Source organism: Dyadobacter sp. AC419, assembly GCF_979253085.1.
The window spans coordinates 518,250-543,162 of sequence record NZ_CEEDCD010000019.1; the positions used below are offsets into that span (position 1 = coordinate 518,250).

Sequence of the window (24,913 nt, forward strand, 5' to 3'; positions counted from 1 at the left end):
GAATGTTTACAGAGCCTGATCCTCCAACAAGAAGACGATTTCCGTTTGCCATTTGTCAGGATCAGGCTCAAATTCCGGATCAACAAGATAGAATTCCGTCCTACCTCCCCAGGTGGTGCCATCGGCCGTGGTTTCAGCTTTTTCACGCAATCCCTGCTCCTTAATCCAGCTTTCCAGCGCCATATGTGCCTGCATCATGTGTTTGAAGTCGCCGGTGTAAACAAGTGTTGCATAATCACCGGCCGGAAAAACACCTGCCTGGACGTAACCGTCACCAGGAACTGCGCGGTCAACCGGAAATCCGGCTTCGCACGCCAGCTCATTGCGGTTGTTCATGGATTTGTAAAGGAAAAAATCCGGCCCTGATGCTGTAATGTCGTTCGCATTCAACCACTCCTTTACTTCCGGAATAAGCGGCGGCAATACGTCGGGCACGTCAGTACATGGGAACCGTTTTGGAAATAGCGGCATAATGTCTCGCGTCCCTGCGCTCAATTTTTGGTTGTGACAACATGGATTGGTTTGATAAATGTGTGAACAAAGCTATATGCTTCAAACAAAACGCTGCATGGCAAAACACGACAAATAAGAAGGCTTTTCACGACAAAAACAGAAACGCCATTCCACTGAAATTTTATCCTGCGAAAAGATGTGGTGGACGAGGAAGGATTTGCTATGATTTATAATCGGCAATATTATTTCCCGGTTTCGGAATCCAGTGCGTCAACAGGTTTGGATTCGGGCGAACCTTTCTGACGCAAAAAGATGGTCAGGATTACAATGCTGGCGATGGAAAGAAATTCGCTTTGCCAGTTTTGAAAGGATTCAAACCAGAAATTGGCCTGCATCAGGTAACTGCCCATTGAGTCGGCCGCTTCACCATTGATAATGTTATCGTTGTTGTGATCCACCCAGCTGCCATAGAAATGCAGATACCAGCTGATCAGAAACAGGATCAGGAAAACAGTGAATAAAGAATTTTCATAGATTTTAAGGATCCAGCCGCCTTTTCTGACCGGCCACGGCGCGTCGGGTCCGGGCTTTGGTTCGCGGTCTACTTCTTCCGGCTCGTCCAGTGACTTGGATTCTGCCGAACCTTTTTGCCGCAATCCGACGGTTAGCACCACGTATAAAGCCATTTGCAGGAATTCGCTCTCGAAATTTTCGAATGTCGCCGATATGAAATGCCCGCTTTGCAGATAGCTGAGAAAATCGATCGTAGCCGCTTTTTGCTGTTCCAGTTCCGCATTGTGTTCATGCCAGCCAAAGACCGCCTGTGCGACCAGCGCCATTAGAAAAAGGCTCAGGGCAACAATACTAAGCCCGTTTCGGTAAAAGAATGAATGATTTTTTGCGCTCATGGTTTTGGGTTGATCATATTTATTTGGCAAGAAGGGTTAACTGCACCACCGCAGCCTGTGAACCGTCGGAGTTGCTTCGCTGCCAGCCTACGGAAAGCGGCACACGCTTGGACAGGAATACTTCGAAACCAAGTGAAAGCTTGCCTTTCTGGTGATTGCCAGAGATCCAGTCCGCCAGCAAATGCACTTTTTCATGCAATATGCCCGCATCCACAGCAGCCTGAACGCCATAAACCGGTCCGTCGCCCAGATAATGATGATTGCTGATGTATGGCCCGGCGGCTAACTGATATTGCTCCTCGGAACCCAGCGAAGCGACCAGATTTGAATATCCATAATAAACCAGATGCTGGCGGTGTGCTGTCAAATTTGTGCCGCTGACGCCGCCAATGCCGATCGACAGTGCGTCTGTAAGCTCAAAAACCTTCTGCGCATTTAACAGCACAAGCGGTGCGAAGGGCGTTGCCATGGACGTGTCATTGACCTCAATATGCCGCGTATTGGGGTTGAAATCGAGATTAATGACGTTTATGCCCGCTTCCCAGTTCCGCCCCAGTCCGTACGTTAATGTGGTAGAAGATTCAATGATGTCCTCAATTTCAAATTGCTGCTGCACACTGATTTTTCCCGATTTTGAGATTTCAGAGGAAGACACATTGAAGACCGTAAGCTGAGCGAATGCTGCCGAATGAAGTAAGCTGCACACGATCAATGAGATAGCAAAAAGCAGGCTGCGCCTGCTTAGGCGCAATCCTGCTTTTATTTTGCTGTTTATCAATTTTTGAGTTTCTGTAAAAACGCGTGGTTGAATAGAATTATGTGATTGCATATCGTGGTGGTAAAATTCGAGAGATGTATCTCAAAAAGTTTGCCAACATTGATAACTATACGCAATTCTTGATCATGCTACTATTCAACCGGGCATCGGAGCACCATAATGGAGCGCGCCGCAATGTTCAGTTTCTCACCGGGCTTCATTTCATATTCATTTTCACCGATAAAATTTTCAGCCGTATTAATCACAATGTGCCATTTCGTAGCGCATTCATCTTTTGGCAACACAAAATCCACAGGCTTATTACCAGCGTGGAAAATGATGAAAAAATTGTCATCGGTGAGCCTTTTCCCATCAGGCCCTACGCAGCGGATTTCTAGTCCGTTAAGGAAAACCCCGAACGACCGAGCAACCGCCCGGTTCCACTGCTGTCGTCGATCTGCTTTCCGCTGGGCAGATACCACATAATGTCCTTGTATTTTGAGCCCGTAACAGGAAGGTCCTGAAACCAGCGGCGTCTACGGAAAGTAGGGTGGTCGCAGCAGAATGTGATCAGGTCTCTTGTAAAACTAAGCAGCTCCTGGTCAGCTCCTTTCCAGTTGAGCCATGAAACCTCGTTGTCCTGGCAGTAAGCATTATTATTTCCATTTTGCGTGCGGCCAAATTCATCACCGGCCACCAGCATAGGAACGCCTTGCGAAAGAAACATGGTGGTCAGGAAATTCCGTTTTTGTGTCGCACGGATCGCATTGATCTCCTCCTGATCCGTAGGACCTTCTACGCCGCCGTTCCACGAGCGGTTGTCATTCTCGCCATCCCTGTTATCCTCACCGTTCGCTTCGTTGTGTTTTTTCTCGTAACTCACCAGATCATTCAGCGTGTAGCCATCGTGGGCTGTGATGAAGTTAATGCTGGCTGTCGGGCGCCGGTAACCGCTTTGGTAAAGATCCGGGCTGCCCGTAAAGCGGTGTGCAAAATCGGTCAATGAAGTGTTTGCACCGCGCCAGAAATCACGGACCTGATCTCTGTACATGCCGTTCCATTCACCCCAGCCGACAGGAAATTTACCAACCATATAACCTTCTTCACCAATGTCCCAGGGCTCCGCAATCAGCTTAACCTGCGAAATGACGGGATCCTGATGGATAATGTTGAAAAACGAGCTCAGAGTGTCCGTGTCGTGCAATGTGCGGGCGAGGGCAGCTGCAAGGTCAAACCGGAATCCGTCGACGTGCATTTCGGTGATCCAGTAACGCAGGCTGTCCATAATGAGCGCGAGCACATTGGGAAGCTGCACATTAAGTGTGTTTCCCGTGCCCGTGTAATCCATATAATAGCGCAGATCGTCTTTAACGAGCCTGTAATAAGCCGCGTTATCAAAACCTTTAAATGAATAGGTCGGACCCAAATGGTTTCCCTCCGCGGTGTGATTGTAAACCACATCCAATATCACTTCAATGCCCGCTTTGTGCAGGTCTTTCACCATTTGTTTGAATTCCGTCACTTGTCCGCCTTGTGCGCCGCTGCTGCTGTAACGGGGATCCGGTGCAAAAAATGCGAGTGTGTTATAGCCCCAATAATTCGTCAGCCCTTTTTCGATCAGGTGCTGGTCTTCGACGAAGTGATGCACAGGCAAAAGTTCAATAGCCGTGATGCCCAGTTTTTTAAAATAATCGATGTTGACAGGGTGTGCAATAGCTGCATAAGTGCCTCTGATTTCTTCGGGAATCTGTTCCTGCAATTTGGTAAAACCCTTTACATGCAGCTCATAAATGACCGTGTTGTGATACGGAATGTCAAGCCTCACATCGTCTTCCCAATCAAAATGGCTGTCGATCACGACCGCTTTCGGGATAAACTGCGCGCTGTCCGTTTCACTGAAACTCAGATCTTTCTTCTTGCTATCCATTTCATAGCCGAAGACGGATTTGTCCCACTTAATGGTGCCATTAATGGCTTTTGCATAAGGATCAACCAGGAGTTTGTTGTGATTAAAACGATGGCCTTTTCGGGGCTCATATGGCCCGTGAATACGATATCCGTAAAGCTGGCCGGGTTTCAGGCCGGGAACATAGGCGTGCCAAATGTGATGCGTTACTTCCTCTACTTTAATCTTAATGTACTCTTCTTTCTCATTGTCCGGCTCAAAAAGGCAGAGCTCGACGCCGCTTGCATTTAAAGAAAATACGGCAAAATTGACGCCGTTCCCATCCCACGTCGCACCGAGGGGAAAGGGTTTGCCTGGCAAAACTTCAACATCAACTGATTTCGGAGATTCTAGAAGTTCATTTTCAATGTGTCTGTCCATGTTCGTTGAAGGTTTTTGTAAAATAATAGTGTGCATTAAATGCTTCTTCCCGGCCGCATCGGGCAGCAGCGCTGTCCAGGCAGATCCGGGAAGAAAACAGGAAGCGCTTAATGCTTACCAAAGCCACTCTTTCAATCTGATGGCTTCTTCAAGGTGATGCTGCAACGTTGGCAGTTTTCCGGCTGCAAAGCCTTTAACTTCCGCATCTTCACCCAAAATTGTTTCTGTTTTAAATAAATCGATTGTTTCCACGTGTGAAACCACCATCATCATCATGTAAGTGGAATCAAATGCCATTCCAGACAGCATCGCAAGGCTGTCCAGTTTCCTTTGCTTAGGTTCAGGCAGCGTCATCGGAAGCGTCACCATTTTCTTTTCGGCAAGCATTTTAAGTTCTTCGGTTGCCTTGCTGTGATCCATCACCATGTGGTGTCCATAATGTTTGACGGAATCAACGACCGCTTTCATGGATGCAAGCTCGCCCGCTTTAATCTCAAAAAGATTGCCCTCTGCGGCTTTAATCATGAACTGGCGGTCTGCCTCAGCAACCATCCCGACCTCATGGTCAGTACAAGAATAAAGGGAGAAGCCCAGCACTGCAACAAAGTAAAATAGTACGCGCTTTTTCATAATAAATGAGTTTTGAACAAATTGTTAAATAATTGATTGATGAAAAAAGTGATCATTGCGGCGAATGTGGCCGTAAACGCTGGGTGCACTAGTAAATAATATGCCAGGTTATTTCGGCGTATACCAAAACCGGCAACATTGTGATTTTCACCTTGAAATGGTGCGTTACATCTACATATGTGGGGAAGGCCCTGTTACTCGAATTGGGTAAAAAGGATGGTTAGGACGTCAGCAAGGCACTTTTCGAGTGATTGTTAGCGGCGATCGTGCGGACAGTTTTCGCTTAAGGAACGGTTTTTAAAAATGCGGCACTTCAAATGCTAAGTTTTCATCAACAGTTCTAAAAAACGAAAAGGTATGTTAGCAATGAATTACCGCGGGCCTTACCGCGTCCGGGCTGACCGGAACAAGCCGATGCCCAAAATTGAACATTCCGGTGACGCGATCGTGCGGGTGACCCGGTCATGTATCTGCGGATCGGATTTGCACTTATATCACGGCCTGGTGCCCGATACGCGCATCGGAACCACATTTGGCCATGAATTTGTGGGTGTGGTGGAAGAGATTGGTGACGCGGTGCAAAACCTGAAAGTAGGGGACAATGTGTTGGTCCCGTTTAATATCGCTTGCGGCAAATGTGTTTTCTGCGAGCAGCAACTCTATGGGAACTGCCACGAATCCAATCCCCAGGCCACAGCGGTCGGCGGGATTTTTGGTTATTCACACACAGCCGGCGGATTCGATGGCGGACAGGCAGAATATGTCCGCGTGCCTTATGCGGATGTGGGCCCCACGATCATTCCGGCTGATATGGATCACGACGACGCAGTGTTGCTCACTGACGTTTTGCCAACTGGTTATCAGGCTGCTGAAATGGGAGGGATCAAACCGGGAGACACAGTTGTAATCTTCGGTGCCGGCCCGATCGGCATTATGGCTGCCAAGTCAGCATGGCTCTTTGGCGCCGGGCGCGTGATCGTTATTGACCACATTGAATACCGCCTTGAATTTGTTAAAAACTACGCGCAATGTGAAGCATACAACTTCCGCTCGCTGGAAGATCCTGTTTTATTTATCAAGAAAACAACCGACTGGATTGGGGCCGATGTGTGTATCGATGCCGTAGGTTGTGAAGCGGCAGGTGATGCATTGCAGACCATTACGGGAAGGAAATTAATGTTGCAGGCCGGTTCGGCAACTGCATTGCATTGGGCAATCAACTCGGTGAAAAAAGGTGGAATCGTTTCTATTGTAGGTGTTTACGGTCCGACCGGCAATTTGATCCCGATCGGGAATGTGGTGAACAAAGGCATCACGATCCGTGCTAACCAGGCTTCTGTTAAGCGCTTACTGCCCCGGCTGATCGAGCACGTGCAGGCGGGCCGCATTGATCCGAAAGCGATCATTACGCACCGCGTGCCAATGGAAGAAGTCGCAGACGCGTATCATATTTTTTCGGCCAAGCTCGACAATTGCATTAAGACGATCCTTATTCCACCATCAGCAAGAAAATAAGAACGATATGAAAAAGACAGCAAGCGATTACAGTCACATCAACGGATGGGGAATCGACGCCGATCCCCTGGATGTGCCTGCTTATCCAATGAAAAGACGCACAGAAAATGATAATAAGGGCATGATCTGGGAACGGCCGCCACAGCAGCCCGAACTGGTTGAAGTCCTGCATTCCAATGAACGGCCTAATGTTACTGCCGTTTTTGGCTCGCCCAATCCGCCAACCGGACTGAGCGGACAGCTCCGCAGATTTGCATTCAGATACAGCGAATCGGAATGGACGCACTGGCTTTCATTACTCCTGGCCGACCGCATTCAAATGATAGAAGGAATCAGGGACGACATTAAGAGCGGACATTTTCCTGACTTCTTTACTGAGCTTGGCGGGAAGTCGGAATTGAAGTATAACAAAATAGGATTTGCCAAAAAAGTCCTCACCGGCATTGCCCTCACCGGCTTACTGGTGTTGCTGGTCAAAGGAGGTGACGACGATGATGACGAATATGAAGATCGTGATGATGATTAGTGATGATTGATAAAAGCAAAGGCTTCCGATTGGAAGCCTTTGCTTTTATGCCGGAAATTGGGTCGGTTTAGTCACCCTTTTCCTCTTCGCGCTTAAAGTCATCATTTCTGTTGCGCACATAGCCGCGTTGTCCGTCACCCGCTTTCACAGCTTGCCTTTCAACCAGTTCCTGATCTCTCGATTCACCGGAATCTGCTGTTCCGTAATCGTCAACATCGTCCGTATTGAAGTTGTCATTTGCATTCCTTCCGTTCGCAAGGGCCTTGTTTACGGCTTCATCGTCACTCAGTTTCGTTTCTTTATTTTGTTGATTTTCCATAGTGCAATTGGTTTAATAATGCCCATGCCTGATAAAATTATCATTCCAATAATTGATCTTGAACTACATCGGGCCAGAGGTCGAATTCGTTGGAACGTGTTTTTTAGGGTAACTGGCATTATCAAATAAACACTTCACCATGTCCAACGACGAATCGAAACAACCCAAGCCTGAACAACCTGCAAATGACAAGACCGCAGACCTAACCAAAAATACCGAAGTGTCTACCGGTCAATTCCTTACAACAAATCACGGTGTAAGGATCAATGACGATCAAAACTCACTGAAAGCCGGAGAACGCGGCGCCACCCTGCTGGAAGACTTCATTCTCCGCGAAAAGATCACCCATTTTGACCACGAGCGCATTCCTGAGCGCGTAGTGCATGCACGCGGCTCAGGCGCACACGGCGTTTTTAAGCTTTATGAATCCATGGCGTCGGTTACGAGAGCTCAGTTTCTGAATGATACGGAAATTGAAACACCCGTTTTCGTACGCTTTTCCACGGTGGCAGGCTCACGCGGAAGCACCGATCTTGCGCGCGACGTGCGCGGATTCGCGGTTAAATTTTATACCCAGGAAGGCAACTTCGACCTGGTGGGCAATAATATGCCCGTGTTCTTTATTCAGGACGCTATCAAGTTCCCAGATCTGATCCACGCTGTAAAGCCGGAGCCGGATAATGAAATTCCACAGGCCGCATCGGCGCATGATACATTCTGGGATTTTATTTCGTTAATGCCGGAATCCGCGCATATGGTGATGTGGGCAATGAGCGACCGCGCCTTACCACGCAGTTACCGCATGATGGAAGGCTTCGGCGTACATACATTCCGTTTGGTAAATGCGGAGGGCGTGTCCAACTTTGTTAAGTTTCACTGGAAACCTTTATTGGGTGTGCATGCAGTGGCTTGGGACGAGGCGCAGAAGATTTCGGGTAAAGATCCGGACTTCCACCGCCGCGATCTTTGGGATGCGATCGAAAGCGGTAATTACCCGGAATGGGAACTGGGCGTTCAAATAATCCCGGAAGCAGACGAGTTTAAGTTTGAGTTTGATTTATTAGACTCAACCAAAATTGTCCCGGAAGAACTCGTTCCTGTTCAGCGCATTGGCAAGCTTACATTAAACCGTAACCCGGACAACTTCTTTGCCGAAACAGAGCAGGTTGCATTCCACATCGGTCACGTTGTTCCCGGAATTGATTTTACCAATGACCCTTTGCTGCAAGGCAGATTGTTCTCTTATACGGACACACAATTGATCCGCCTGGGTGGTCCGAATTTCCAGGAGATTCCTATTAACAGGCCAATATCGCCGGTTCACAACAATCAGCGCGACGGTTACATGCGCCAGACGATCAACAAAGTGCGGTCTAGCTATAATCCGAACATGGTCGGCGACGGTTATCCGAAACAGGCTACCGTTGCGGAAGGTGGATATGCTTCCTATCCGGAGCGGATTGATGCAAGAAAGATCCGCGCAAGAAGCAAAAGCTTCCTGGATCATTTCAGCCAGGCAAAATTGTTCTTTAACAGCCAGTCTGTTCCCGAGCAAACGCACATTGTAGACGCACTAAGCTTCGAACTGGGCAAAGTGCAGGATCTGGACATTCGTAAAAGAATGTTGGGAATCCTGTCACTTATTGAAGAAAGTCTGGCTGCGCAAGTTGCATTCAATCTCCGTATGCCTGTTCCCGAAGATCCGGCATTGCCATTGAATCACAGCATTCCTGCCGATGCCGATCCAGCTGATTATGACTCCACTATGGTTGAAAGTTCGCTGAAATCATCGGGTGCATTGAGCATGGCAAACACGCCGAAAGACTCAATCAAAACACGCAAAATTGCATTCCTGACCGCAGATGGCGTGGATGGAAACTCATTGAAAACGGTTAAGCAGGCGCTTGAAGCGGCTGGTGCCGTTGTAGAAGTGATTGCGCCGCGTCAGAGCTTTGTGCTTGCAGAAGATGACTCTGAAATTCCGGTTAAACAGAGCTTCCTGACCGCAGCTTCTGTTTTATATGACGCAGTATATGTTCCGGGTGGAGCGGTTAGCGCGGCCACGTTGGAAGCAGATGCAGACGCAGTTCACTTCCTGAATGAAGCATTTCGTCATTGCAAGGCCATTGCCGCTGATGCTTCGGCAATGCAGGTTTTGGAAGCGACATATTTTGGCAAAAAATTACCCGCAGATCAGTCCGATGAGTCGGTGTTGACTGAGGGCGTTGTAGTCAATAGTGATGCTGCACAGCTTTCGGAGCAATTCATCAAGGCCATCGCGCAGCACCGTTTCTGGGAGCGTGAAAAGCCAAGAAGAATTCCGGCATAACCGGGTTTTAGTAAGGCTTATTAATGGCCTGACATAATAAAGAGCGAAGTAGGCGACATTGAACATGTCTTTTACTTCGCTCTTTTGTTTATTGAATGAGCGTGTTTATGCGTAGTTTTCCAGCAACTCCACTGCTTCATCATTGCCTTGTTGCAAGGCTAAATCTGTTACCGAAAGTCCGCGCACATCCAGGATTTCCTTGTCTGCGCCTTGTGCGAGCAGTAATCTTACAAGATCATTCCGACCGAACATGGCGGCGAACATTAAAGCGGTTCCGCCGTTGCCATGTTGCAGGTTCAGGTCTGCACCGCGTTCGATCAGCAGCTCAGCGATATCCGGATAACCTTTAAAACTTACCCCCATTAATGCCGTGTTGCCACCAAAGTCAAATGCATTGACATCGGCACCATTGTCCAACAGCGTTTTTGCGGCTTCCAACTTATTGTTATAGCACGCGATGATCAGTGGCGTGTAACCTTTTTCGTCCCTTACGTCAACATGGACGCCGCGGGCGAGTAATTCAAGAATGACCTCAACATTGCCTACCCGTGCAGCGTGGATCAGAACGTGATCGTAGTTTTCCATTAATTCATTGATTGTGATGGCGGTTCTGGCATCTGCATTTAGTGAGATGCGGTAGTCTGTTTTGTCTAAAAATTGTTCCAAGCAAGAATCGCTGCTGTTGCCATAATACAACATTTCAGCTTTTTCGAACCTGCAAATCCCTTCGGCACAATCTTTTATAACCTCCCGCCTGATATTTCAAACCTTATGAAAGAAAAAAATACGGATTTCAGCTTCAAGTTTGATTGCGGTTTTGCGGCTGTAAAGTTGCGCAGCGCATTGGCAGCACTCGCCTTCCTATCATTTTTATCTCCGGCATCAGCCCAGGAAAAGCTCGCTCCCCTTGACCTCAAAAACAACATTTGGTATAAAAACGCCATTATTTACAACCTGGAAGTTGGTGTGTTCAAAGACAGCGACGGCGATGGAAGAGGGGATTTTACGGGGCTGATCCAGAAGCTGGATTATCTGAGTTCGCTGGGCATTGACGCAATTTGGCTGGCGCCTTTTCAGCCCACGCCCGGGCAGGACGACGGATACGATGTCGCCGATTTTTATGGCGTTGATGAAAAGCTGGGATCAGGCGGTGACTTCGCGGAATTCCTGGTGCAGGCGCATAAAAGAGGCATTCGTGTTATAATGGACCTGGTTATTAACCACACATCGGAGCAGCACCAATGGTTTAAGGAGGCAAGAAAAAGTAAAAATTCCAAATATCGCGATTGGTATATCTGGTCGGAGAAGCTGCCCAAGGATTACGACAAGGGAATGGTGTTTCCGGGTGTTCAAAAAGCGGTTTGGACGATGGATTCGGTGAGCGGGCAATATTACTATCACCGGTTTTACCAATTCCAGCCCGATCTGAACTATGCCAATCCGGAAGTGGTGAAAGAAGCGCAAAAAATCATTGGTTACTGGCTCAATCAGGGCATTTCCGGTTTCAGGCTGGATGCTGTTCCATTTATCATTGAGGTCCCGAAAAGCCCGAGCGATAAACCGAAGCTGGATTACAGGTTTTTGGCGGATATAAGACAGTTTGCACAATCCAGACGTGCCGATGTGGTGATCCTGGGCGAGGCTAATGTGGTGCCGGAAGAGAACCTGAACTTCTTCGGGAAATCTGGTGAATCTATGCAGATGATGTTTAATTTTTATGTTAACCAATTCATGTTCTACGCTTTGGCAAGCGGCAAACTCGAACCTTTCAAAAAAGCACTGGCCGAAACACAGGAAATACCGGAAGCCTCACAGTGGGCTAATTTTCTGAGAAATCATGATGAAGTGGATCTGGGACGGCTTACAGACAAGCAGCGGCAGGAAGTTTACGACAAATTCGGTCCCGATGCGAACATGCAGCTTTACGATCGCGGCATCCGCAGAAGGTTGGCAACCATGCTTAATAATGACCAAAAGCATCTTGAAATGGCATATAGTCTGTTATTCTCTTTGCCCGGAACTGTCGTGATCCGATATGGCGATGAGCTTGGAATGGGTGACGATCTGCGGCTTAAAGAACGGATTTCGGTGCGGACTCCCATGCAATGGACTGCGGACAAAAATGCCGGTTTTACCACGGCTGACACGGCTTTGCGCCCGGTGATCGATTTCGGGGAACACGATTACAGAAAGGTTAATGTCGCGCAGCAATCACGCGATTCAAGCTCACTGCTCAGCTGGACCACCACATTGATCCGGCTCAGAAAGTCCTGCCCGGAAATTGGCCTGGGCGATTACACCGTGATAGACACCGGGTCGCCTAATGTGCTTGGGCTGCAATATCATCATGATGGGAAGTCGGTCGTGGTGCTCAACAATTTCAGCGACAAACCGCAGGAAACCAATTTCTCGGTAAAAGACGCGAATGTGTTATATGATCTGATCAAAAACGATGACAAGCGACCTGCGAAGGGCAAGTATAATGTTTCATTAAAAGGTTACGGTTATCAATGGTATCGAGTAGATCAGTTGATTCCCAATTAAACAGGATTGAATGTTATGAAAATAGGAGAGAAGTTGCTCAAAAAGCTCAGCAAAAAATATGAGCCGGATCGCATGATCACCCAAAAATTTGAACGCTACGATATCAGATTTAAAACAGATGACGAAGGCAATGCAATCCTGCTTTTCATCGGAACACTGGATGAACAAGGGCGGATCCGAGGCGAGCGTTTTGCGCGCAGATTAGTAAAAGATCCGCAGGGGATTTTGATCAAAGACCATTGGGATGCCAAGGGAAAGACCTGAACGAATGCTTTTAGGCAGAATCTGGCACCATTGTTATAATGCACAGCAGCAATTCAAAGAATGTACACTTCAAAACAAACAGGGATGAACAAGCAGTATGAAAGAAGACAGTTCTTGCAAAATATGGGAACGGCGGCCATCGCGGTTCCTGCCATGCAGTTGTTAAGTTTTGATGCGCTGGCCGGTGAAATGGCTTCGGCGCAGCCGGGCGGAAATCTTTCGCAGGACAAGAAGCTCGGCATTGCACTGGTGGGCCTTGGCAATTATAGCGAAAAGCAACTGGCGCCCGCATTACAGGAAACATTACAATGCAAGCTAACCGCCATCGTGACCGGCTCTCCGGACAAGGCGGCAAAGTGGAAGGAAAAGTATAACATCCCGGACAAGAACATTTATAATTATCAGAATTTTGATTCGATAAAAGACAATCCGGATGTGGACATTGTCTATGTCGTGCTGCCCAATTCCATGCACGCCGAATACACGATCCGTGCTGCGAAAGCGGGTAAGCATGTGATCTGTGAAAAGCCGATGGCGACTTCTGTAAAGGATGCGGAGGCGATGATCGCTGCGTGCAAGTCCGCGAGGAAAATGCTTTCGATCGGTTACCGGTTGCACTTCGAGCCGCACCACCAGACTTTCATGGAATTTGGCAAAAAGAAAATGTATGGCAATGTGAAAAAGATCGAGGCGATTGACAGTCAGGAAATGGAAAAAGGTGCCTGGCGGCTGGATAGGGAGCGCGCAGGCGGCGGCCCGGTGATGGATCTGGGGATTTATTGCGTGCAGGGAGCCATTTACAGCGCCGGTGTGAATCCGGTCCGCGTTTCTGCAAAAGAGGGAGAAAAGACGGATGTGGAGCGCTTCGGTGAGGTGGAACAGACCATGAACTTCCAGCTAGAATTTCCCGGCGGCATCATTGCCAATTGTCATACAAGTTATGCCGAATCGGGCAATTTGCTCCGGGTGGAAGCGGAGAAAGGCTGGTACGAATTGCAGCCGTCCTATGCTTATGACGGACTGAAAGGTAAAACTTCGCAAGGGCCGATGGATCTGAAAAACGTAAATCAGCAAGCCAGACAAATGGATGATTTTGCAGATTGCGTGATGAAGAAAAAGCCCACGCGGGTGCCCGGTGAGATGGGATTGCGCGATGTCAAAATCCTGATGGCAATATATGAGGCCGCACGGACCGCCAAGCCCGTGGATCTAAAACTTTCTTAACGATTATATGGAAGGAGTTGTTTCGCGCTGGGGTGATTTTAAAAGGGTGTGCATAGACGTCAGAACGGAGTCGAAATCCTGGGTTTTGGTCCAATCTATCGTCTTGTGCAACTCCTTATTCAAAGGGCCCCAGCGCTCCGGCTCTCCATCCATGCTGATAACAATGCTGGGCGTGCGGACCGCCGAAGCAATGTGCGAAACCCCTGTGCAATTGCTGATCAGCAGTTCCGCATCTTTAATCAACTGACCTATTTCACCCAATCCTGTCTTGCCGGTAAGGTCGATGGCCGGGTAATCCATCAGTTCAAGCACCTGGCTTGTTACCGGCGCTTCGTCTTTAGTTCCGGTTAAGATAACCTGATATCCTAGTCCCGCACATTCATCTGCCAGACATGCAAAATGCGAAGGCGGCCATTGGCGCCACGCACCCCGCGAGCCAGGATGCACACACACATAACGGCCATCTTCGAGATATGGATTTTCTTCTTTTAAATGTGCTCTTTCAGCTTCCTGAACAGGAAATTCAAGCTCATTGCCTTCCGGCTTAATGCCCAGATTGGCAAGCATTAGCAAGTGTTTGTCAATCTCTGAAATGCCATTTGGATATTCTAAAAACAGACCGTTATCCCGATAATTGCCAGCGCTATGAAATCCCGCCACGCGACCCGCCTGAAGGTTTTCCAGCATATCATTAACAATGTTGCCGTTACCCTGCATTTGCAGGATGAGATCGAAGTTTTCTGAACGCATTTGCTCCGCAAACTGATCCCAAAGTTGCTGATCGACAGGCTGCTCAGGCAAACCTTCATATCCCGGAAAATGAATAAACCGATCAACATATGATGAAAAACGCTCCTGAAATGACGCCGCCCAGGACAAGCCCAATAATGTAATTTCCGCATCCGGATAATTGCGCCTTAATGCACGTAAGGCAGGCACGACGCAAAGCATATCACCAAGTTGTAATGCTCTGAAAACGGCAATTTTGTGGGTGGTATCGATCGGGAATTTCATAGGAAAAATACTTTATAGCGCATCGCGCCGCGAAGCGTCCAATAAACAGAAAGATATGGAATAACCAATGATGTAACCACCATTTCAGCACGGTGCGAGAATGAAACATCCGTTCCTTTTAACCGCTTGGCAATAAAAGTGATGATCGCAATGGCCCATACGACCAGTGCAGCAATAGCCAGGAATTTGATTTGCATGGCAAATGCAATGATCGCTATAATGGTTGCAGCGATAATGGTGTAATAATTCCAGACCGGACCAGACGCGATTTTGGTGCGATACAAGTCTGGATGCTTTTTGAAGAGCAATGCATTGAACATACTTTTCTGCTGGTCCCGGATGCTCGTTCCCCACGATGCAGCCCGAGCGGGATGGCAAACCAGTGCATCGCTTACATGCAGAATGAGAATGTTCTCCTTTAATAACTTGAATTGCAGCTCGGAATCTTCGCGCCAGGCAATTGGAAAATCTTCGTCAAATCCGCCTACGCTTTCCAAAGCTGCGCGAGAACAGGCGCAATTCGCCGTGATGAATTCGGCTGTTGAAAGATGCGCTACATTTTTCTGGTAATCTGTCGGGCGCTCGGGAACGGGCACTTCCACTTTGCCCGTGAAACCAATCAATGACCGGTTGCGCAGCAAGTAAGCAGACCAGTAAGCGTCCAGCCACAACGGAGCCGGAATGCAGTCGTCGTCGGTAAAAACGATAAGTTCGCCCAGGCCTTTTTTCCAGCCAAAATTCCGTGCAGCGGCAGGCCCGCCCTTGGCTGGTAATGCATGGTAACGAAGCGGGAATTCGGGAAAGTTCCGGTTAAACTCTGCCGCAAGCGATTCGGTTTCAGAGTCCGGACCGTCGGAAATTACCAGCACTTCATAAGTGCAATCCGGACAGATCTGCTGCCGGATTGCTTCCAGGCACCGGCGCAAAAGCGCCGGCCGCCTGTATGTTGGAATCACTACGCTTAGGCGCACATTATGCATCATTTTTGCAGGATGAACGAGTTGATAATCAATGCATCAAACGGGGAAGTCCAGAAACATTCAATCGCGTCTCTCGGCGAGCATACGATGGGTTCTCCACGTGTGTTGAATGATGTATTTACCAAAACAGGGACGCCTGTCAATGCTTTGAATTCACTGATCAGCTCATAATAAAGCGGATGTTGCTGCGCATTGATGGTCTGCACGCGTGCGGTGCCGTCCGTGTGTCTTACCGCCGGAATGCGGTCGGCCTTGTCATCTTTGACAGGATAAACAAACAACATAAACGGCGACACGGTCGCATCTTCAAACCATTCCGGTGCATCTTCTTCTAAAACCACCGGCGCAACTGGCCTGAAATCTTCGCGGTCTTTAATGTCATTCAATCTTGCCTGCATATCCGGGTGGATCGGCGAGGCCAGGATGGAGCGGCTGCCAAGTGAACGTGGCCCGAATTCCATTCTGCCCTGATACCATGCAATGATCTTGTCTTCCGCCAGTATCGCTGCCGTTTCCTTTGCAATGTCAGTCAGTCTTTTATAAGGGGTTTTAGCCCAAATCATAAATTTTTCAATCTCATCGTCCGTGTACTCAGGGCCCCAGTAAACGTGGTCCATCGGTGCGGTATAACGCTCGCTTGTGCCTGCATTGATTTGTACATCAAGCCATTGTGCAGCGCCGAGTGCTGTTCCGGCATCTCCCGCAGCTGGTTGCACCCAAACATTTTTGAACGGGCCTTTGTCGCGGATCACTGCATTCATCACACAGTTAAGCGCGACGCCGCCAGCCATACAAAGGTTTTCGGACTGCGTTTCAGCGTGCAGCCACGTCACCAGTTCCAGGACCGTTTCTTCCAAAGCTTTTTGCAAAGAATGTGCAATGTCATGGTGCACTTGCTCAAACGGATCGTCTTTTTTGCGTCCCGGTCCCCACCATTGCTCCGGATCAAATTCGTCTATAACATATTGACCATTATCTTGCACATGGATTACGGAACGGAAATCTTCCAGATAAACCGGCTGACCATAAGACGCAAGCGCCATCACTTTGTATTCATCAGATGAATGCAGGAATCCGAGGTAAGTCGTGATTTTCTCGTATAACATGCCCAGTGAATGCGGCATATTGACGGTGCCAAGCTGTTTCAAAGCATTGCCTTCGCCCATGAAATATCCGGTTGTCGCTTTTTCACCGCGACCGTCCAATGTCATAACCGCCGCACTTGAGTAAGGCGAAGGGAAGAATGCACTGGCTGCATGCGCAATGTGGTGATTGACAAATTCCCACTTATCGATTACTGAGCCTGCATCGGCAAGTCTTTTTTGTAAATGATGCGGATAGCCGTCGCGCAATTGCTCTGGTGCTTTGCGAATGTAATTCAGGAAAATCGTGTCCCAGCCGTTGTAAATGTCGGAAGCAACGAGCACGTCCGAGTCTGTCAGCAAGTCATCTTCATAAACAGAAGCTTCATTAACACCTTCCGGATCGAACGAGTAAGCGACGCGGTCGACGTCTTTCAATGTTATCCCAGCCGTTTTGAGGCAATAATCAATGGCGTGAAAAGGCAATTCCCAGGTCGAAAACGGAACAGGTCTTTTGCCATGTTTGATGTGCGTAAATCGCTCTTCTTCCGCGGCAGCGATGATTTTACCGTCTTTTACAAGCGCAGCAGCAGAATCATGAAAGGCTGCATTGATTCCCAAAATATACATAGGCCATGAGTCAAGTTTAAAATGCAGCGTGGCGTGTACAAGTACCGTGCCAGTCGGCCCCAAAATTTCACCTGAAACCGGCACAATTATACGTTTTTGAACGAGAAGCGCTTGCTTATAAAGCGATTCCGTATAGTCTCCATAATTTTTTAGAAAACGCACTTTTTTTGTTGACACGAAGAATGTGCGTGAACTGTGGATATTCTTCCATGCCAGAATTATTTCATAACCATCTGTATACGTTGTATTTAGAGCCGTTTTATACGCTCTATAGAAGCGTTTTGTAATTGCCTCGTAATCAGGGAAGCGTTTCTTGTGGAATGGCACCGTTTTTTACAGGCCGCGTTCTGATTCATGCAACAAGCAACCATATGAATGATCTGTTCGACACGAAAAAACGGTTAAGAATATTTACCTGGCACATACACGGAAGTTACCTGTACTATCTTTCACAAGGCAACTACGACATTTTTATTCCGACAACGGAAAGTAAAACAGAAGGCTATTATGGCCGCGGAACAACGTTTCCTTTCGGCCCGAATGTAATTGAAGTCCCGGCCGAAGAGGTTCGCAACATGCAATTCGATTGCATACTTTTTCAGTCCCAGCGCAACTTTCTGATTGACCAGCACGAAGTTCTTGCAGACTGGCAAAAATTGCTGCCAAGAGTTTACGTTGAGCACAACACGCCTGAAATCCATCCTACCAATACGCGCCACGTTGTGACCGACCCGGCAGTGACACTGGTGCATGTGACCCATTTTAATAAACTCATGTGGGATAATAACGGACTGCCGCATGTGCGTGTGATTGAGCACGGTGTGTGCATTCCGAAAGTGGCTTATCAAGGTGATATTCCCAGAGGAATTGTTGTGATCAACCACATTCAGCAGCGTGGCAGGATCACGGGCTGGGACGTTTTTGACGAGGTCAGAAAACACGTTCCGCTGGATCTTGTGGGCATGGGAACACTCGAATCGGGTGGGTTAGGCGAGGTTTTGAATCCGCAGCTTCCTGAATTTATCAGCCATTACCGCTTCTTCTTTAACCCCATTCGCTATACCAGCTTTGGACTGGCTGTGTGCGAGGCCATGATGACGGGCATGCCGGTGGTTGCGATGGCGACAACTGAATATGTGACGGTGATCAAAAATGGCGAGTCGGGCTTCATCGATACGAACATCAACAAACTAATTGACGATATGAACCTGCTGATCGAAAACCACGATCTGGCGAAGCGGTTAGGTGAAAATGCGAAGCAGCTTGCTTTGGACAAATTCAGCATCGACCGCTTTACCAATGAATGGGAGGCGATTTTCAGGGAAACAATCGAACTAAACGTCAACGATCATGAAAAAGCAAATAGCATTTATCAGTGAGCACGCATCTCCATTGGCCGTTTTGGGTGGAGTTGACAGCGGAGGCCAGAATGTATATGTGGCCGAAATCTGTAAGTCACTTGCTAAACTGGGCTATGTGATTGACATTTTTACCAGAAAGGATAATGAAGAACTGCCGCAGGTGGTTTCCTGGCTGCCCAACATTCGTGTAATCCACGTGGACGCAGGCCCGGCCAGGGAAGTTGCAAAAGAAAAGTTACTGGGTTATATGGATGAATTTACGAGAAGTATGATCCGGTTTATCCGCAGTAATGATGTGGATTACGACCTGGTGCATGCCAACTTTTTCATGTCCGGACTAGTGGCTTCCAATATCAAAAAACGCCTCGGTATTCCTTATGTCATCACTTTTCATGCTTTGGGCAAAATACGGATGATCCATCAGAAAGAGAAGGACGCATTCCCCGCTGCCAGGCTTGATATTGAGCAAATGATCGTGGAAGATGCCGATTACATCATTGCTGAATGTCCGCAGGACAGGCAGGATCTGATCGAATATTACCATGCAGATCCCAGCCGCATCAGCATTATTCCTTGCGGGTTTAGTTCACATGAATTTTATCCTGCCTCAAAAGCGAGCGCCCGTGGGCGGCTTGGCTTACAAAAGGATGAACTGATATTGTTACAACTCGGGCGGGTGGTTCCGCGCAAAGGCATTGACAATGTGATCCGTGCCATGCGCTATTTAAAAGATATTCCAAAAATCAAGCTGCTCGTTGTCGGCGGTTCGACGGACAAACCTGACTTCGACAATGATCCTGAATTAAGGCGATTAAAAGAAATTGCGGATAAAGAAGGCGTTGCGACGGCAGTTGAGTTTGTGGGCAGGCGCAACAGGCAGGAGCTCCGGCATTATTACCAAGCCGCAGATTTTTTCATCTCGACGCCCTGGTACGAACCATTTGGCATTACGCCTTTGGAAGCCATGGCATGCGGCACGCCCGTAATCGGCTCTAACGTGGGTGGAATCAAATATACAGTTCAGCATGCAAAAACGGGCTTTTTAGTGCCGCCACATAACCCGGAAGCACTTGCTAATGCATTGAAAGAAGGCATTTCGTGCCCTGAAAAATATAAAGACTTGTGTGAAAATGCATTGCGCCGCGTGAATGAGAACTTTACCTGGGATTTTGTAGCAAAAAAAGCGCATCAGCTTTACGCCCGCTTGACCGGACAGACTTACGCCGGACGCGTTTATCTGCTGCATGTAAAAGGATTGCGCAGAAATGCACCGAAAAATTACAGGTCCAGCGCTATCACTTATGCTATATCCTGAACCGAAGCTCTCAAAAGCTGTTTTTTTAGACAAGGACGGCACATTGATCAAAGATGTGCCTTACAATGCTGATCCTGAAAAAGTGGTTTTTGAAGAAGGTGTATTTGAAGGCCTGGCAGGATTGCAGATGAATGGTTATAAACTGGTCATTATCTCCAATCAGCAAGGATTAGCGCTGGGCAAATTCACACAGGGTGATCTTGACCGGCTTATCCGATTTTTTGAAGAAAGTTTTAGAGAAGAAGGCCTGATTTTGTCAGGCTTTTATTATTGTCCGCATGCGCCGGTCAGCGATGATAATGCGTGCAAATGCCGTAAACCTGAGCCGGGAATGCTGTTTCAGGCGACGGCGGATTTACAAATTGACCTTAAACAATCGTGGATGGTTGGTGATATACTGAATGATGTAGAAGCTGGAAATCGTGCGGGCTGCAAGACAATCCTGATCGATAACGGCAATGAAACGGAATGGGTGCAAGGCGCACACCGCGAACCTGATTTTACGGCGTCCAACTTTTTCAGCGCAGCTGAATTTGTCCTTGCCAAAAGTGAATTACAACATGTTTGAGCAATCAGGTTATAAAAATATATTATGTATTCGGGCCGATAATATGGGCGATGTCATCATGGCGTCACCTGCTATACGGGCCCTGAGGGATTCTTTTGGCAGCAAAATTACTTTACTCACTTCAAAAGCTGGTGGCATTATTGCGCCTTATTTGAATTGTATTGACGATTCGATCATCTTCAATCTGCCCTGGGTGCAGAGCACGGGTTCTTATAGTTCGGAACTGCTGTCACTTGTTGACGAGATCCGCGGCCGCAATTTTGATGCTGCCGTTATTTTTACGGTTTACAGTCAGAGCTCGCTCCCGGCTGCTATGCTGGCATATCTGGCAGAAATTCCCGTGCGTGTGGCTTACGCGCGTGAAAATCCTTACGAACTTTTAACGCACTGGATTCCGGATCCGGAACCTTATCAGCTGATCCGCCATCAGGTCGAGCGCGATCTCGTGCTGGCTGCACATTTGGGCGCTGAGATTATCGATGATGCGTTTCATTTGAAAAGCAGCGCAGCGGAAAGAGATGCTTGCGAGCGAACGATGAGCAACCTGGGCATCACTCTGGATAAGGAGTTTCTGGTCCTTCACCCTGGTGTTTCGGAGGAAAAGCGTCAATATCCGGCAGACTATTGGGTTCAGTTGGGCAAAGATTTGATCGAGCAGTTTAATATGCCTGTGCTGGTAACGGGCTCTGCCACGGAGCGTGAATTGGCTGAGCGCATTGCCCTTGGCATTGGAAATGGCGCAGTGGCTGCCGCGGGGCATGTTTCGTTAGGTGAATTTATTTGCCTCATTAGTCACGCAACAGCTGTGGTTTCAGTCAATACAGGCACAATACACATTGCTGCGGCGACGAAAACCCCGGTCGTCGTACTTTACGCACAGACTAATCCTCAGCATACGCCTTGGAAATCGCAGCATAGGATCATTGAATATTCAGTGCCACATGCGCTTCGCAGCAAAAACGGGATCATTCAATATGTTTCAGAAAAGCTTTATAAAGAGGACATTCCGTTTCCCGGGCCAGCTCAGGTTCTGGCAGAAGTAAAAGACTTATTAAAAGAAACCCAGCAGTAAGCACTGCTGGGTTTTAAGTTTTATTTCGCTTCCGACGCATACACGTCGATTTGTTTTAATGCAATCCGTGGCGGCCCTGTCAGCACATTGCCGTCGCAGTCAAACCTTCCTCCATGACAGGGGCAATCCCAGCTTTTTTCAGAATTGTTCCATTGCACAATGCAGCCTGTATGCGTGCAAACCGGATCCAGCGCTTTTACATTGCCAGACAGATCTTTATAAATCGCAACTTTTTGGTCTTTGTAATCAAACACTTCACCCGTACCGAGCGGAATTTCTGTAACGGACTCAATTTCTTCGAGACCAATACGGTCGGTGATAAAACGCTTGGCGACATCCGCGTTTTCCTTCACCGTTTCCATGAAAGCAGCAATCGGTTTGACGCGGCTTGGTTTATAAAAATCCTGATAAATGCTTTTTCCGTTAGCAATAATGTCGCTAAGCACGATGGCCGACACGGTTCCCAGAATGATCCCGTTTCCACTGAAACCTGTTGCTACATAAATGCCGTCAGAAGCACCCGGCATCTGTCCCGTATAAGGCACGCCGTCCGAAGGTTCATAATATTGCGCCGACCATTTGGTCAAAACGCTTTTCACTGAGTAGCATTCTTTTGTATAATTAATTAAGTCAGCAAATGACTGCTCCGGATCGCCATGGCCTGTCTTGTGGTCATGTCCACCCGAAATCAGATATTTTTTGCCATCAATCACATGCGTCCGGAAATAATGGTAAGGATCCTGCATGTCGTAAATGAGTGCGTCCGGATAATCCTTTTCGTCAGTCAATTCGACGGCAACAACATAACTCCGGTAAGGCGCATTTCTGAAATGCAGCACATTAACGCCGCCTGGTGGAATGTGGGTGGCATAAACCACGCTTTTTCCTTTGATCGCTTTGTCCTTTGACCTGGCAATGTGATAATCATTTTCCGTATCAATTTTATCGATCAATGTATTTTCAATGACCGCTCCGCCCAGTTTAACAAATTCCGCAAGCAGCGTCGTAATGTATTTTAGCGGATGAAATTGCGCCTGTTTATCGAATACAACTGCTTTTTGATAGCTTACCGGGGCGGGAGCCTGATCCGTGAGCTCGACGCTTACGCCAACGCGTTTTGCGCTCTCGTATAAATCCTGCAAATCCTTAGCTTCCTGATCGGTTTGAGCATATACATAACCGTTTTTCCATTCAAAGTCGCAGTCAATGTTATAAGTCCTGACGAACTCATTGATCTGGTTCACCGCTTCCCCGATCGAGTCGGCAAACTGCTGGGCACCTTCCTGGCCGAAGTCTTTCTCAACTTCCGCATAAGTGGTGTCGGAAAATGTATTAATGTGCGCTGTGGTGCCGCCTGTGGTTCCGAATCCCGGATTATGCGCTTCAACAATTACGCAATTCTTTCCAGCGCGTTGCAGCAGCATAGCCGTGGTTACGCCTGTAATTCCGGCTCCGACTATAACTGCGTCATAAACGGTGTCTGCGTTAAAAGTGCCGTTTTCAGCACCTCTTTTCGCATTTAGCTGCCAGATGCTTTTGTTTTCGCCATCGCGGTTAAGGTGCGTGGCGTTGTCGCTTGCTTGTGCGTTTGTGGTATTCTCGCTTGTGATGTTTTCCATGATGAAGTATTTTCTTTGGCCTTTCGAAGTATAAAATCATACCAAATGCTGGAACAGGATTTGTATACATCGCGGCGTTTACCAAATCATCAACATTCCAGAAATCCAATCATTGCTTATGAAAAAAATCCACTCCCTTTCGAATGCTGCTTTAATGGTGGCATTTCTGATTGCGTCACCGCTGCTGATAACGGCCTGTAAAGATGATGACGACGATTTTTGGGATACGCTAATTCCCGAGACAGATGAAGAACCGACGCAGGCAGAAATTGAAGGATATGTTTTTTATCCCGCATTGCAGCCGGCGAATGATGCAAATGTTGCCCAACTGAAAGTGCCCGCCGGTTTCAAAGTGAACAAGTTCGCGGAAGGCGTTGGAAAACCAAGGATTCTGGCCGTTAACAGCAACGGAAATGTCTACGCTTCGGATCGTGAGGCAGGCATTGTTGTCATGCTGACGGATGCCAATAACGACGGCGTTGCAGAAGATAAGAAGACAGTTGCGACCATTAAGCAGGTGCACGGCCTGCACATTTATAATAACAAATTGTATATGGTGGCCGTGAAGGAAGTTTACGAAGCAGACATTAACGGCGACGGAACATTAGGCCAGCCAAGAATGCTGATCAACGATTTGCCGGACGGCGGACAGCATCCTAATCGCACCATAGCATTTGGCCCGGATAAAAAAATGTATCTCACAGTTGGCAGCACATGTAACTCATGTCCTGAGCCTAACCCTGAGAATGCGACCGTTTTACGTGCTGAGGAAGACGGATCCAATCGCAAGATTTTTGCAAAAGGACTGCGTAACACGATCGGCTTTGGCTGGCATCCCGAAACCAGCGAGCTTTGGGGAATGGACCACGGCATTGACTGGCTGGGCGACGACGAGCAGAAAGAAGAAGTGAACCAGATCAAGCAGAATGCAGATTATGGCTGGCCTTACATCTATGGCGAAGGGAAATACAACCCGAGCGACAGGCCGCAGGGTGACACGACTTATCAGCAATATCTGCAAAAAACAACATTGCCCGCGCTTACTTATCAGGCACATTCAGCGCCGATGAGCATGGCGTTTTATACGGCTTCCATGTTTCCGCAAGAATATAAAAATGATGCGTTCGTAGCCATGCGCGGTTCCTGGAACAGGAGTTCGCCGGTGGGTTATAAGATTGTCAGAATGCATTTTGAAAACGGAAAACCCGTTCGCTTCGACGACTTTGTAACCGGATTTATCGTCAATAACAACCGTGCACATTTCGGTCGCCTTGTGGGCATAGCCATGCATAAGGACGGTTCGCTGCTATTCACGGACGATACAAATGGCGTAGTTTACAGGGTTTCTTATCAATGACTAGGTTAACCTGTTGATCGCAAATCGGTTACATTCCAAAGTAGACGGTGATTAGGGAATTGGCTTAAAAAAATATTATTTTAACGGCTTCACTTCTATCCAATAGCCGTTCTGATATGT

23 protein-coding genes are annotated in these 24,913 nt (G+C 47.9%); 11 read left to right on the top strand and 12 right to left on the bottom strand.

The features are described 5' to 3' along the window. Positions 1 to 6 precede the first annotated feature (6 nt). The 6 genes from AC0IYG_RS15710 to AC0IYG_RS15735 form a co-directional block, all read right to left on the bottom strand. Positions 7 to 435, bottom strand: a complete 429-nt coding sequence (locus AC0IYG_RS15710; RefSeq protein WP_471712020.1) for a GyrI-like domain-containing protein — start codon at positions 433 to 435, stop codon at positions 7 to 9. 260 nt (positions 436 to 695) lie between these two features. Beyond that, positions 696 to 1,361, bottom strand: coding sequence for a DUF6766 family protein (locus AC0IYG_RS15715; RefSeq protein WP_471712022.1), 666 nt, complete (start codon positions 1,359 to 1,361; stop codon positions 696 to 698). Between the two features lie 19 nt (positions 1,362 to 1,380). After that, positions 1,381 to 2,067: a hypothetical protein gene (locus AC0IYG_RS15720; protein ID WP_471712023.1), complete on the bottom strand. Its 687-nt coding sequence runs from the start codon at positions 2,065 to 2,067 to the stop codon at positions 1,381 to 1,383. A gap of 203 nt (positions 2,068 to 2,270) precedes the next feature. Next, on the bottom strand, positions 2,271 to 2,432 hold the full coding sequence (locus tag AC0IYG_RS15725) for a hypothetical protein (RefSeq protein WP_471712024.1): 162 nt from the start codon (positions 2,430 to 2,432) through the stop codon (positions 2,271 to 2,273). Positions 2,433 to 2,512: 80 nt separating this feature from the next. Beyond that, the gene (glgX, locus tag AC0IYG_RS15730) at positions 2,513 to 4,444 is read right to left on the bottom strand and encodes a glycogen debranching protein GlgX (protein ID WP_471712026.1); all 1,932 of its coding nucleotides are present in this window, start codon (positions 4,442 to 4,444) and stop codon (positions 2,513 to 2,515) included. Between the two features lie 114 nt (positions 4,445 to 4,558). Continuing rightward, on the bottom strand, positions 4,559 to 5,074 hold the full coding sequence (locus AC0IYG_RS15735; protein ID WP_471712027.1) for a DUF4142 domain-containing protein: 516 nt from the start codon (positions 5,072 to 5,074) through the stop codon (positions 4,559 to 4,561). A gap of 357 nt (positions 5,075 to 5,431) precedes the next feature. On the opposite strand from AC0IYG_RS15735, the gene AC0IYG_RS15740 reads away from it, so the two are divergent. Both AC0IYG_RS15740 and AC0IYG_RS15745 read left to right on the top strand, forming a co-directional pair. Then, positions 5,432 to 6,589 (top strand): zinc-dependent alcohol dehydrogenase, encoded by a 1,158-nt coding sequence (locus AC0IYG_RS15740; protein ID WP_471712028.1) that lies wholly within the window; start codon positions 5,432 to 5,434, stop codon positions 6,587 to 6,589. A gap of 7 nt (positions 6,590 to 6,596) precedes the next feature. Beyond that, a complete protein-coding gene (locus AC0IYG_RS15745; RefSeq protein ID WP_471712029.1) occupies positions 6,597 to 7,115 on the top strand; it encodes a hypothetical protein in 519 nt (172 codons plus the stop codon). Between the two features lie 67 nt (positions 7,116 to 7,182). Here AC0IYG_RS15745 and AC0IYG_RS15750 read toward each other — a convergent pair whose 3' ends face one another. Beyond that, the gene (locus AC0IYG_RS15750; protein ID WP_471712030.1) at positions 7,183 to 7,434 is read right to left on the bottom strand and encodes a hypothetical protein; all 252 of its coding nucleotides are present in this window, start codon (positions 7,432 to 7,434) and stop codon (positions 7,183 to 7,185) included. A 139-nt stretch (positions 7,435 to 7,573) separates the two neighbouring features. Between AC0IYG_RS15750 and AC0IYG_RS15755 the strand changes: the two genes are divergently transcribed. Then, positions 7,574 to 9,763, top strand: a complete 2,190-nt coding sequence (locus AC0IYG_RS15755; protein ID WP_471712032.1) for a catalase — start codon at positions 7,574 to 7,576, stop codon at positions 9,761 to 9,763. Between the two features lie 105 nt (positions 9,764 to 9,868). Here AC0IYG_RS15755 and AC0IYG_RS15760 read toward each other — a convergent pair whose 3' ends face one another. Next, positions 9,869 to 10,429: an ankyrin repeat domain-containing protein gene (locus AC0IYG_RS15760; protein ID WP_471712033.1), complete on the bottom strand. Its 561-nt coding sequence runs from the start codon at positions 10,427 to 10,429 to the stop codon at positions 9,869 to 9,871. Between the two features lie 105 nt (positions 10,430 to 10,534). Here AC0IYG_RS15760 and AC0IYG_RS15765 point away from each other — a divergent pair, with 105 nt between their 5' ends. The 3 genes from AC0IYG_RS15765 to AC0IYG_RS15775 all read left to right on the top strand — a co-directional run bounded on the left by AC0IYG_RS15765 (position 10,535) and on the right by AC0IYG_RS15775 (position 13,795). After that, positions 10,535 to 12,307 (top strand): alpha-amylase family protein, encoded by a 1,773-nt coding sequence (locus AC0IYG_RS15765; RefSeq protein ID WP_471712034.1) that lies wholly within the window; start codon positions 10,535 to 10,537, stop codon positions 12,305 to 12,307. 15 nt (positions 12,308 to 12,322) lie between these two features. Further along, positions 12,323 to 12,571: a hypothetical protein gene (locus AC0IYG_RS15770; RefSeq protein ID WP_471712036.1), complete on the top strand. Its 249-nt coding sequence runs from the start codon at positions 12,323 to 12,325 to the stop codon at positions 12,569 to 12,571. A gap of 84 nt (positions 12,572 to 12,655) precedes the next feature. After that, positions 12,656 to 13,795 (top strand): Gfo/Idh/MocA family protein, encoded by a 1,140-nt coding sequence (locus tag AC0IYG_RS15775; protein ID WP_471712037.1) that lies wholly within the window; start codon positions 12,656 to 12,658, stop codon positions 13,793 to 13,795. A gap of 3 nt (positions 13,796 to 13,798) precedes the next feature. Here AC0IYG_RS15775 and AC0IYG_RS15780 read toward each other — a convergent pair whose 3' ends face one another. The 3 genes from AC0IYG_RS15780 to AC0IYG_RS15790 are packed head-to-tail and all read right to left on the bottom strand — an operon-like array spanning position 13,799 to position 17,678. Continuing rightward, the gene (locus tag AC0IYG_RS15780) at positions 13,799 to 14,809 is read right to left on the bottom strand and encodes a glycosyltransferase family 9 protein (RefSeq protein ID WP_471712038.1); all 1,011 of its coding nucleotides are present in this window, start codon (positions 14,807 to 14,809) and stop codon (positions 13,799 to 13,801) included. Beyond that, positions 14,806 to 15,789: a glycosyltransferase family 2 protein gene (locus tag AC0IYG_RS15785; protein ID WP_471712319.1), complete on the bottom strand. Its 984-nt coding sequence runs from the start codon at positions 15,787 to 15,789 to the stop codon at positions 14,806 to 14,808. Before AC0IYG_RS15785 ends, AC0IYG_RS15780 begins: the two co-directional genes overlap by 4 nt. Further along, on the bottom strand, positions 15,789 to 17,678 hold the full coding sequence (locus tag AC0IYG_RS15790; protein ID WP_471712039.1) for a carbamoyltransferase family protein: 1,890 nt from the start codon (positions 17,676 to 17,678) through the stop codon (positions 15,789 to 15,791). The genes AC0IYG_RS15785 and AC0IYG_RS15790 overlap by 1 nt, the downstream gene beginning before the upstream one ends. A 194-nt stretch (positions 17,679 to 17,872) precedes the next feature. On the opposite strand from AC0IYG_RS15790, the gene AC0IYG_RS15795 reads away from it, so the two are divergent. The 4 genes from AC0IYG_RS15795 to AC0IYG_RS15810 all read left to right on the top strand — a co-directional run bounded on the left by AC0IYG_RS15795 (position 17,873) and on the right by AC0IYG_RS15810 (position 21,817). Continuing rightward, the gene (locus tag AC0IYG_RS15795; RefSeq protein ID WP_471712041.1) at positions 17,873 to 18,880 is read left to right on the top strand and encodes a glycosyltransferase; all 1,008 of its coding nucleotides are present in this window, start codon (positions 17,873 to 17,875) and stop codon (positions 18,878 to 18,880) included. After that, positions 18,852 to 20,177 (top strand): glycosyltransferase family 4 protein, encoded by a 1,326-nt coding sequence (locus AC0IYG_RS15800; protein ID WP_471712043.1) that lies wholly within the window; start codon positions 18,852 to 18,854, stop codon positions 20,175 to 20,177. Before AC0IYG_RS15795 ends, AC0IYG_RS15800 begins: the two co-directional genes overlap by 29 nt. Next, positions 20,164 to 20,745, top strand: coding sequence for a D-glycero-alpha-D-manno-heptose-1,7-bisphosphate 7-phosphatase (locus tag AC0IYG_RS15805; RefSeq protein ID WP_471712045.1), 582 nt, complete (start codon positions 20,164 to 20,166; stop codon positions 20,743 to 20,745). Before AC0IYG_RS15800 ends, AC0IYG_RS15805 begins: the two co-directional genes overlap by 14 nt. Before the next feature lie 151 nt (positions 20,746 to 20,896). Beyond that, the gene (locus AC0IYG_RS15810) at positions 20,897 to 21,817 is read left to right on the top strand and encodes a glycosyltransferase family 9 protein (RefSeq protein ID WP_471712046.1); all 921 of its coding nucleotides are present in this window, start codon (positions 20,897 to 20,899) and stop codon (positions 21,815 to 21,817) included. Between the two features lie 20 nt (positions 21,818 to 21,837). Here the strand turns inward: AC0IYG_RS15810 and AC0IYG_RS15815 are convergent, their stop codons facing one another. After that, positions 21,838 to 23,436 (bottom strand): FAD-dependent oxidoreductase, encoded by a 1,599-nt coding sequence (locus AC0IYG_RS15815; protein WP_471712047.1) that lies wholly within the window; start codon positions 23,434 to 23,436, stop codon positions 21,838 to 21,840. Positions 23,437 to 23,554: 118 nt separating this feature from the next. Between AC0IYG_RS15815 and AC0IYG_RS15820 the strand changes: the two genes are divergently transcribed. Continuing rightward, positions 23,555 to 24,793, top strand: coding sequence for a PQQ-dependent sugar dehydrogenase (locus AC0IYG_RS15820; protein ID WP_471712049.1), 1,239 nt, complete (start codon positions 23,555 to 23,557; stop codon positions 24,791 to 24,793). Positions 24,794 to 24,913: the final 120 nt, after the last annotated feature.

Coding starts and splice junctions, on each gene's coding strand:
- AC0IYG_RS15715 (WP_471712022.1), bottom strand. CDS start 1,361: ATGAGCGCAAAAAATCATTCATTCTTTTACCGAAACGGGCTTAGTATT.
- glgX (WP_471712026.1), bottom strand. CDS start 4,444: ATGGACAGACACATTGAAAATGAACTTCTAGAATCTCCGAAATCAGTT.
- AC0IYG_RS15735 (WP_471712027.1), bottom strand. CDS start 5,074: ATGAAAAAGCGCGTACTATTTTACTTTGTTGCAGTGCTGGGCTTCTCC.
- AC0IYG_RS15740 (WP_471712028.1), top strand. CDS start 5,432: ATGTTAGCAATGAATTACCGCGGGCCTTACCGCGTCCGGGCTGACCGG.
- AC0IYG_RS15745 (WP_471712029.1), top strand. CDS start 6,597: ATGAAAAAGACAGCAAGCGATTACAGTCACATCAACGGATGGGGAATC.
- AC0IYG_RS15750 (WP_471712030.1), bottom strand. CDS start 7,434: ATGGAAAATCAACAAAATAAAGAAACGAAACTGAGTGACGATGAAGCC.
- AC0IYG_RS15755 (WP_471712032.1), top strand. CDS start 7,574: ATGTCCAACGACGAATCGAAACAACCCAAGCCTGAACAACCTGCAAAT.
- AC0IYG_RS15765 (WP_471712034.1), top strand. CDS start 10,535: ATGAAAGAAAAAAATACGGATTTCAGCTTCAAGTTTGATTGCGGTTTT.
- AC0IYG_RS15770 (WP_471712036.1), top strand. CDS start 12,323: ATGAAAATAGGAGAGAAGTTGCTCAAAAAGCTCAGCAAAAAATATGAG.
- AC0IYG_RS15775 (WP_471712037.1), top strand. CDS start 12,656: ATGAACAAGCAGTATGAAAGAAGACAGTTCTTGCAAAATATGGGAACG.
- AC0IYG_RS15780 (WP_471712038.1), bottom strand. CDS start 14,809: ATGAAATTCCCGATCGATACCACCCACAAAATTGCCGTTTTCAGAGCA.
- AC0IYG_RS15785 (WP_471712319.1), bottom strand. CDS start 15,789: ATGCATAATGTGCGCCTAAGCGTAGTGATTCCAACATACAGGCGGCCG.
- AC0IYG_RS15795 (WP_471712041.1), top strand. CDS start 17,873: ATGAATGATCTGTTCGACACGAAAAAACGGTTAAGAATATTTACCTGG.
- AC0IYG_RS15800 (WP_471712043.1), top strand. CDS start 18,852: ATGAAAAAGCAAATAGCATTTATCAGTGAGCACGCATCTCCATTGGCC.
- AC0IYG_RS15805 (WP_471712045.1), top strand. CDS start 20,164: ATGCTATATCCTGAACCGAAGCTCTCAAAAGCTGTTTTTTTAGACAAG.
- AC0IYG_RS15815 (WP_471712047.1), bottom strand. CDS start 23,436: ATGGAAAACATCACAAGCGAGAATACCACAAACGCACAAGCAAGCGAC.
- AC0IYG_RS15820 (WP_471712049.1), top strand. CDS start 23,555: ATGAAAAAAATCCACTCCCTTTCGAATGCTGCTTTAATGGTGGCATTT.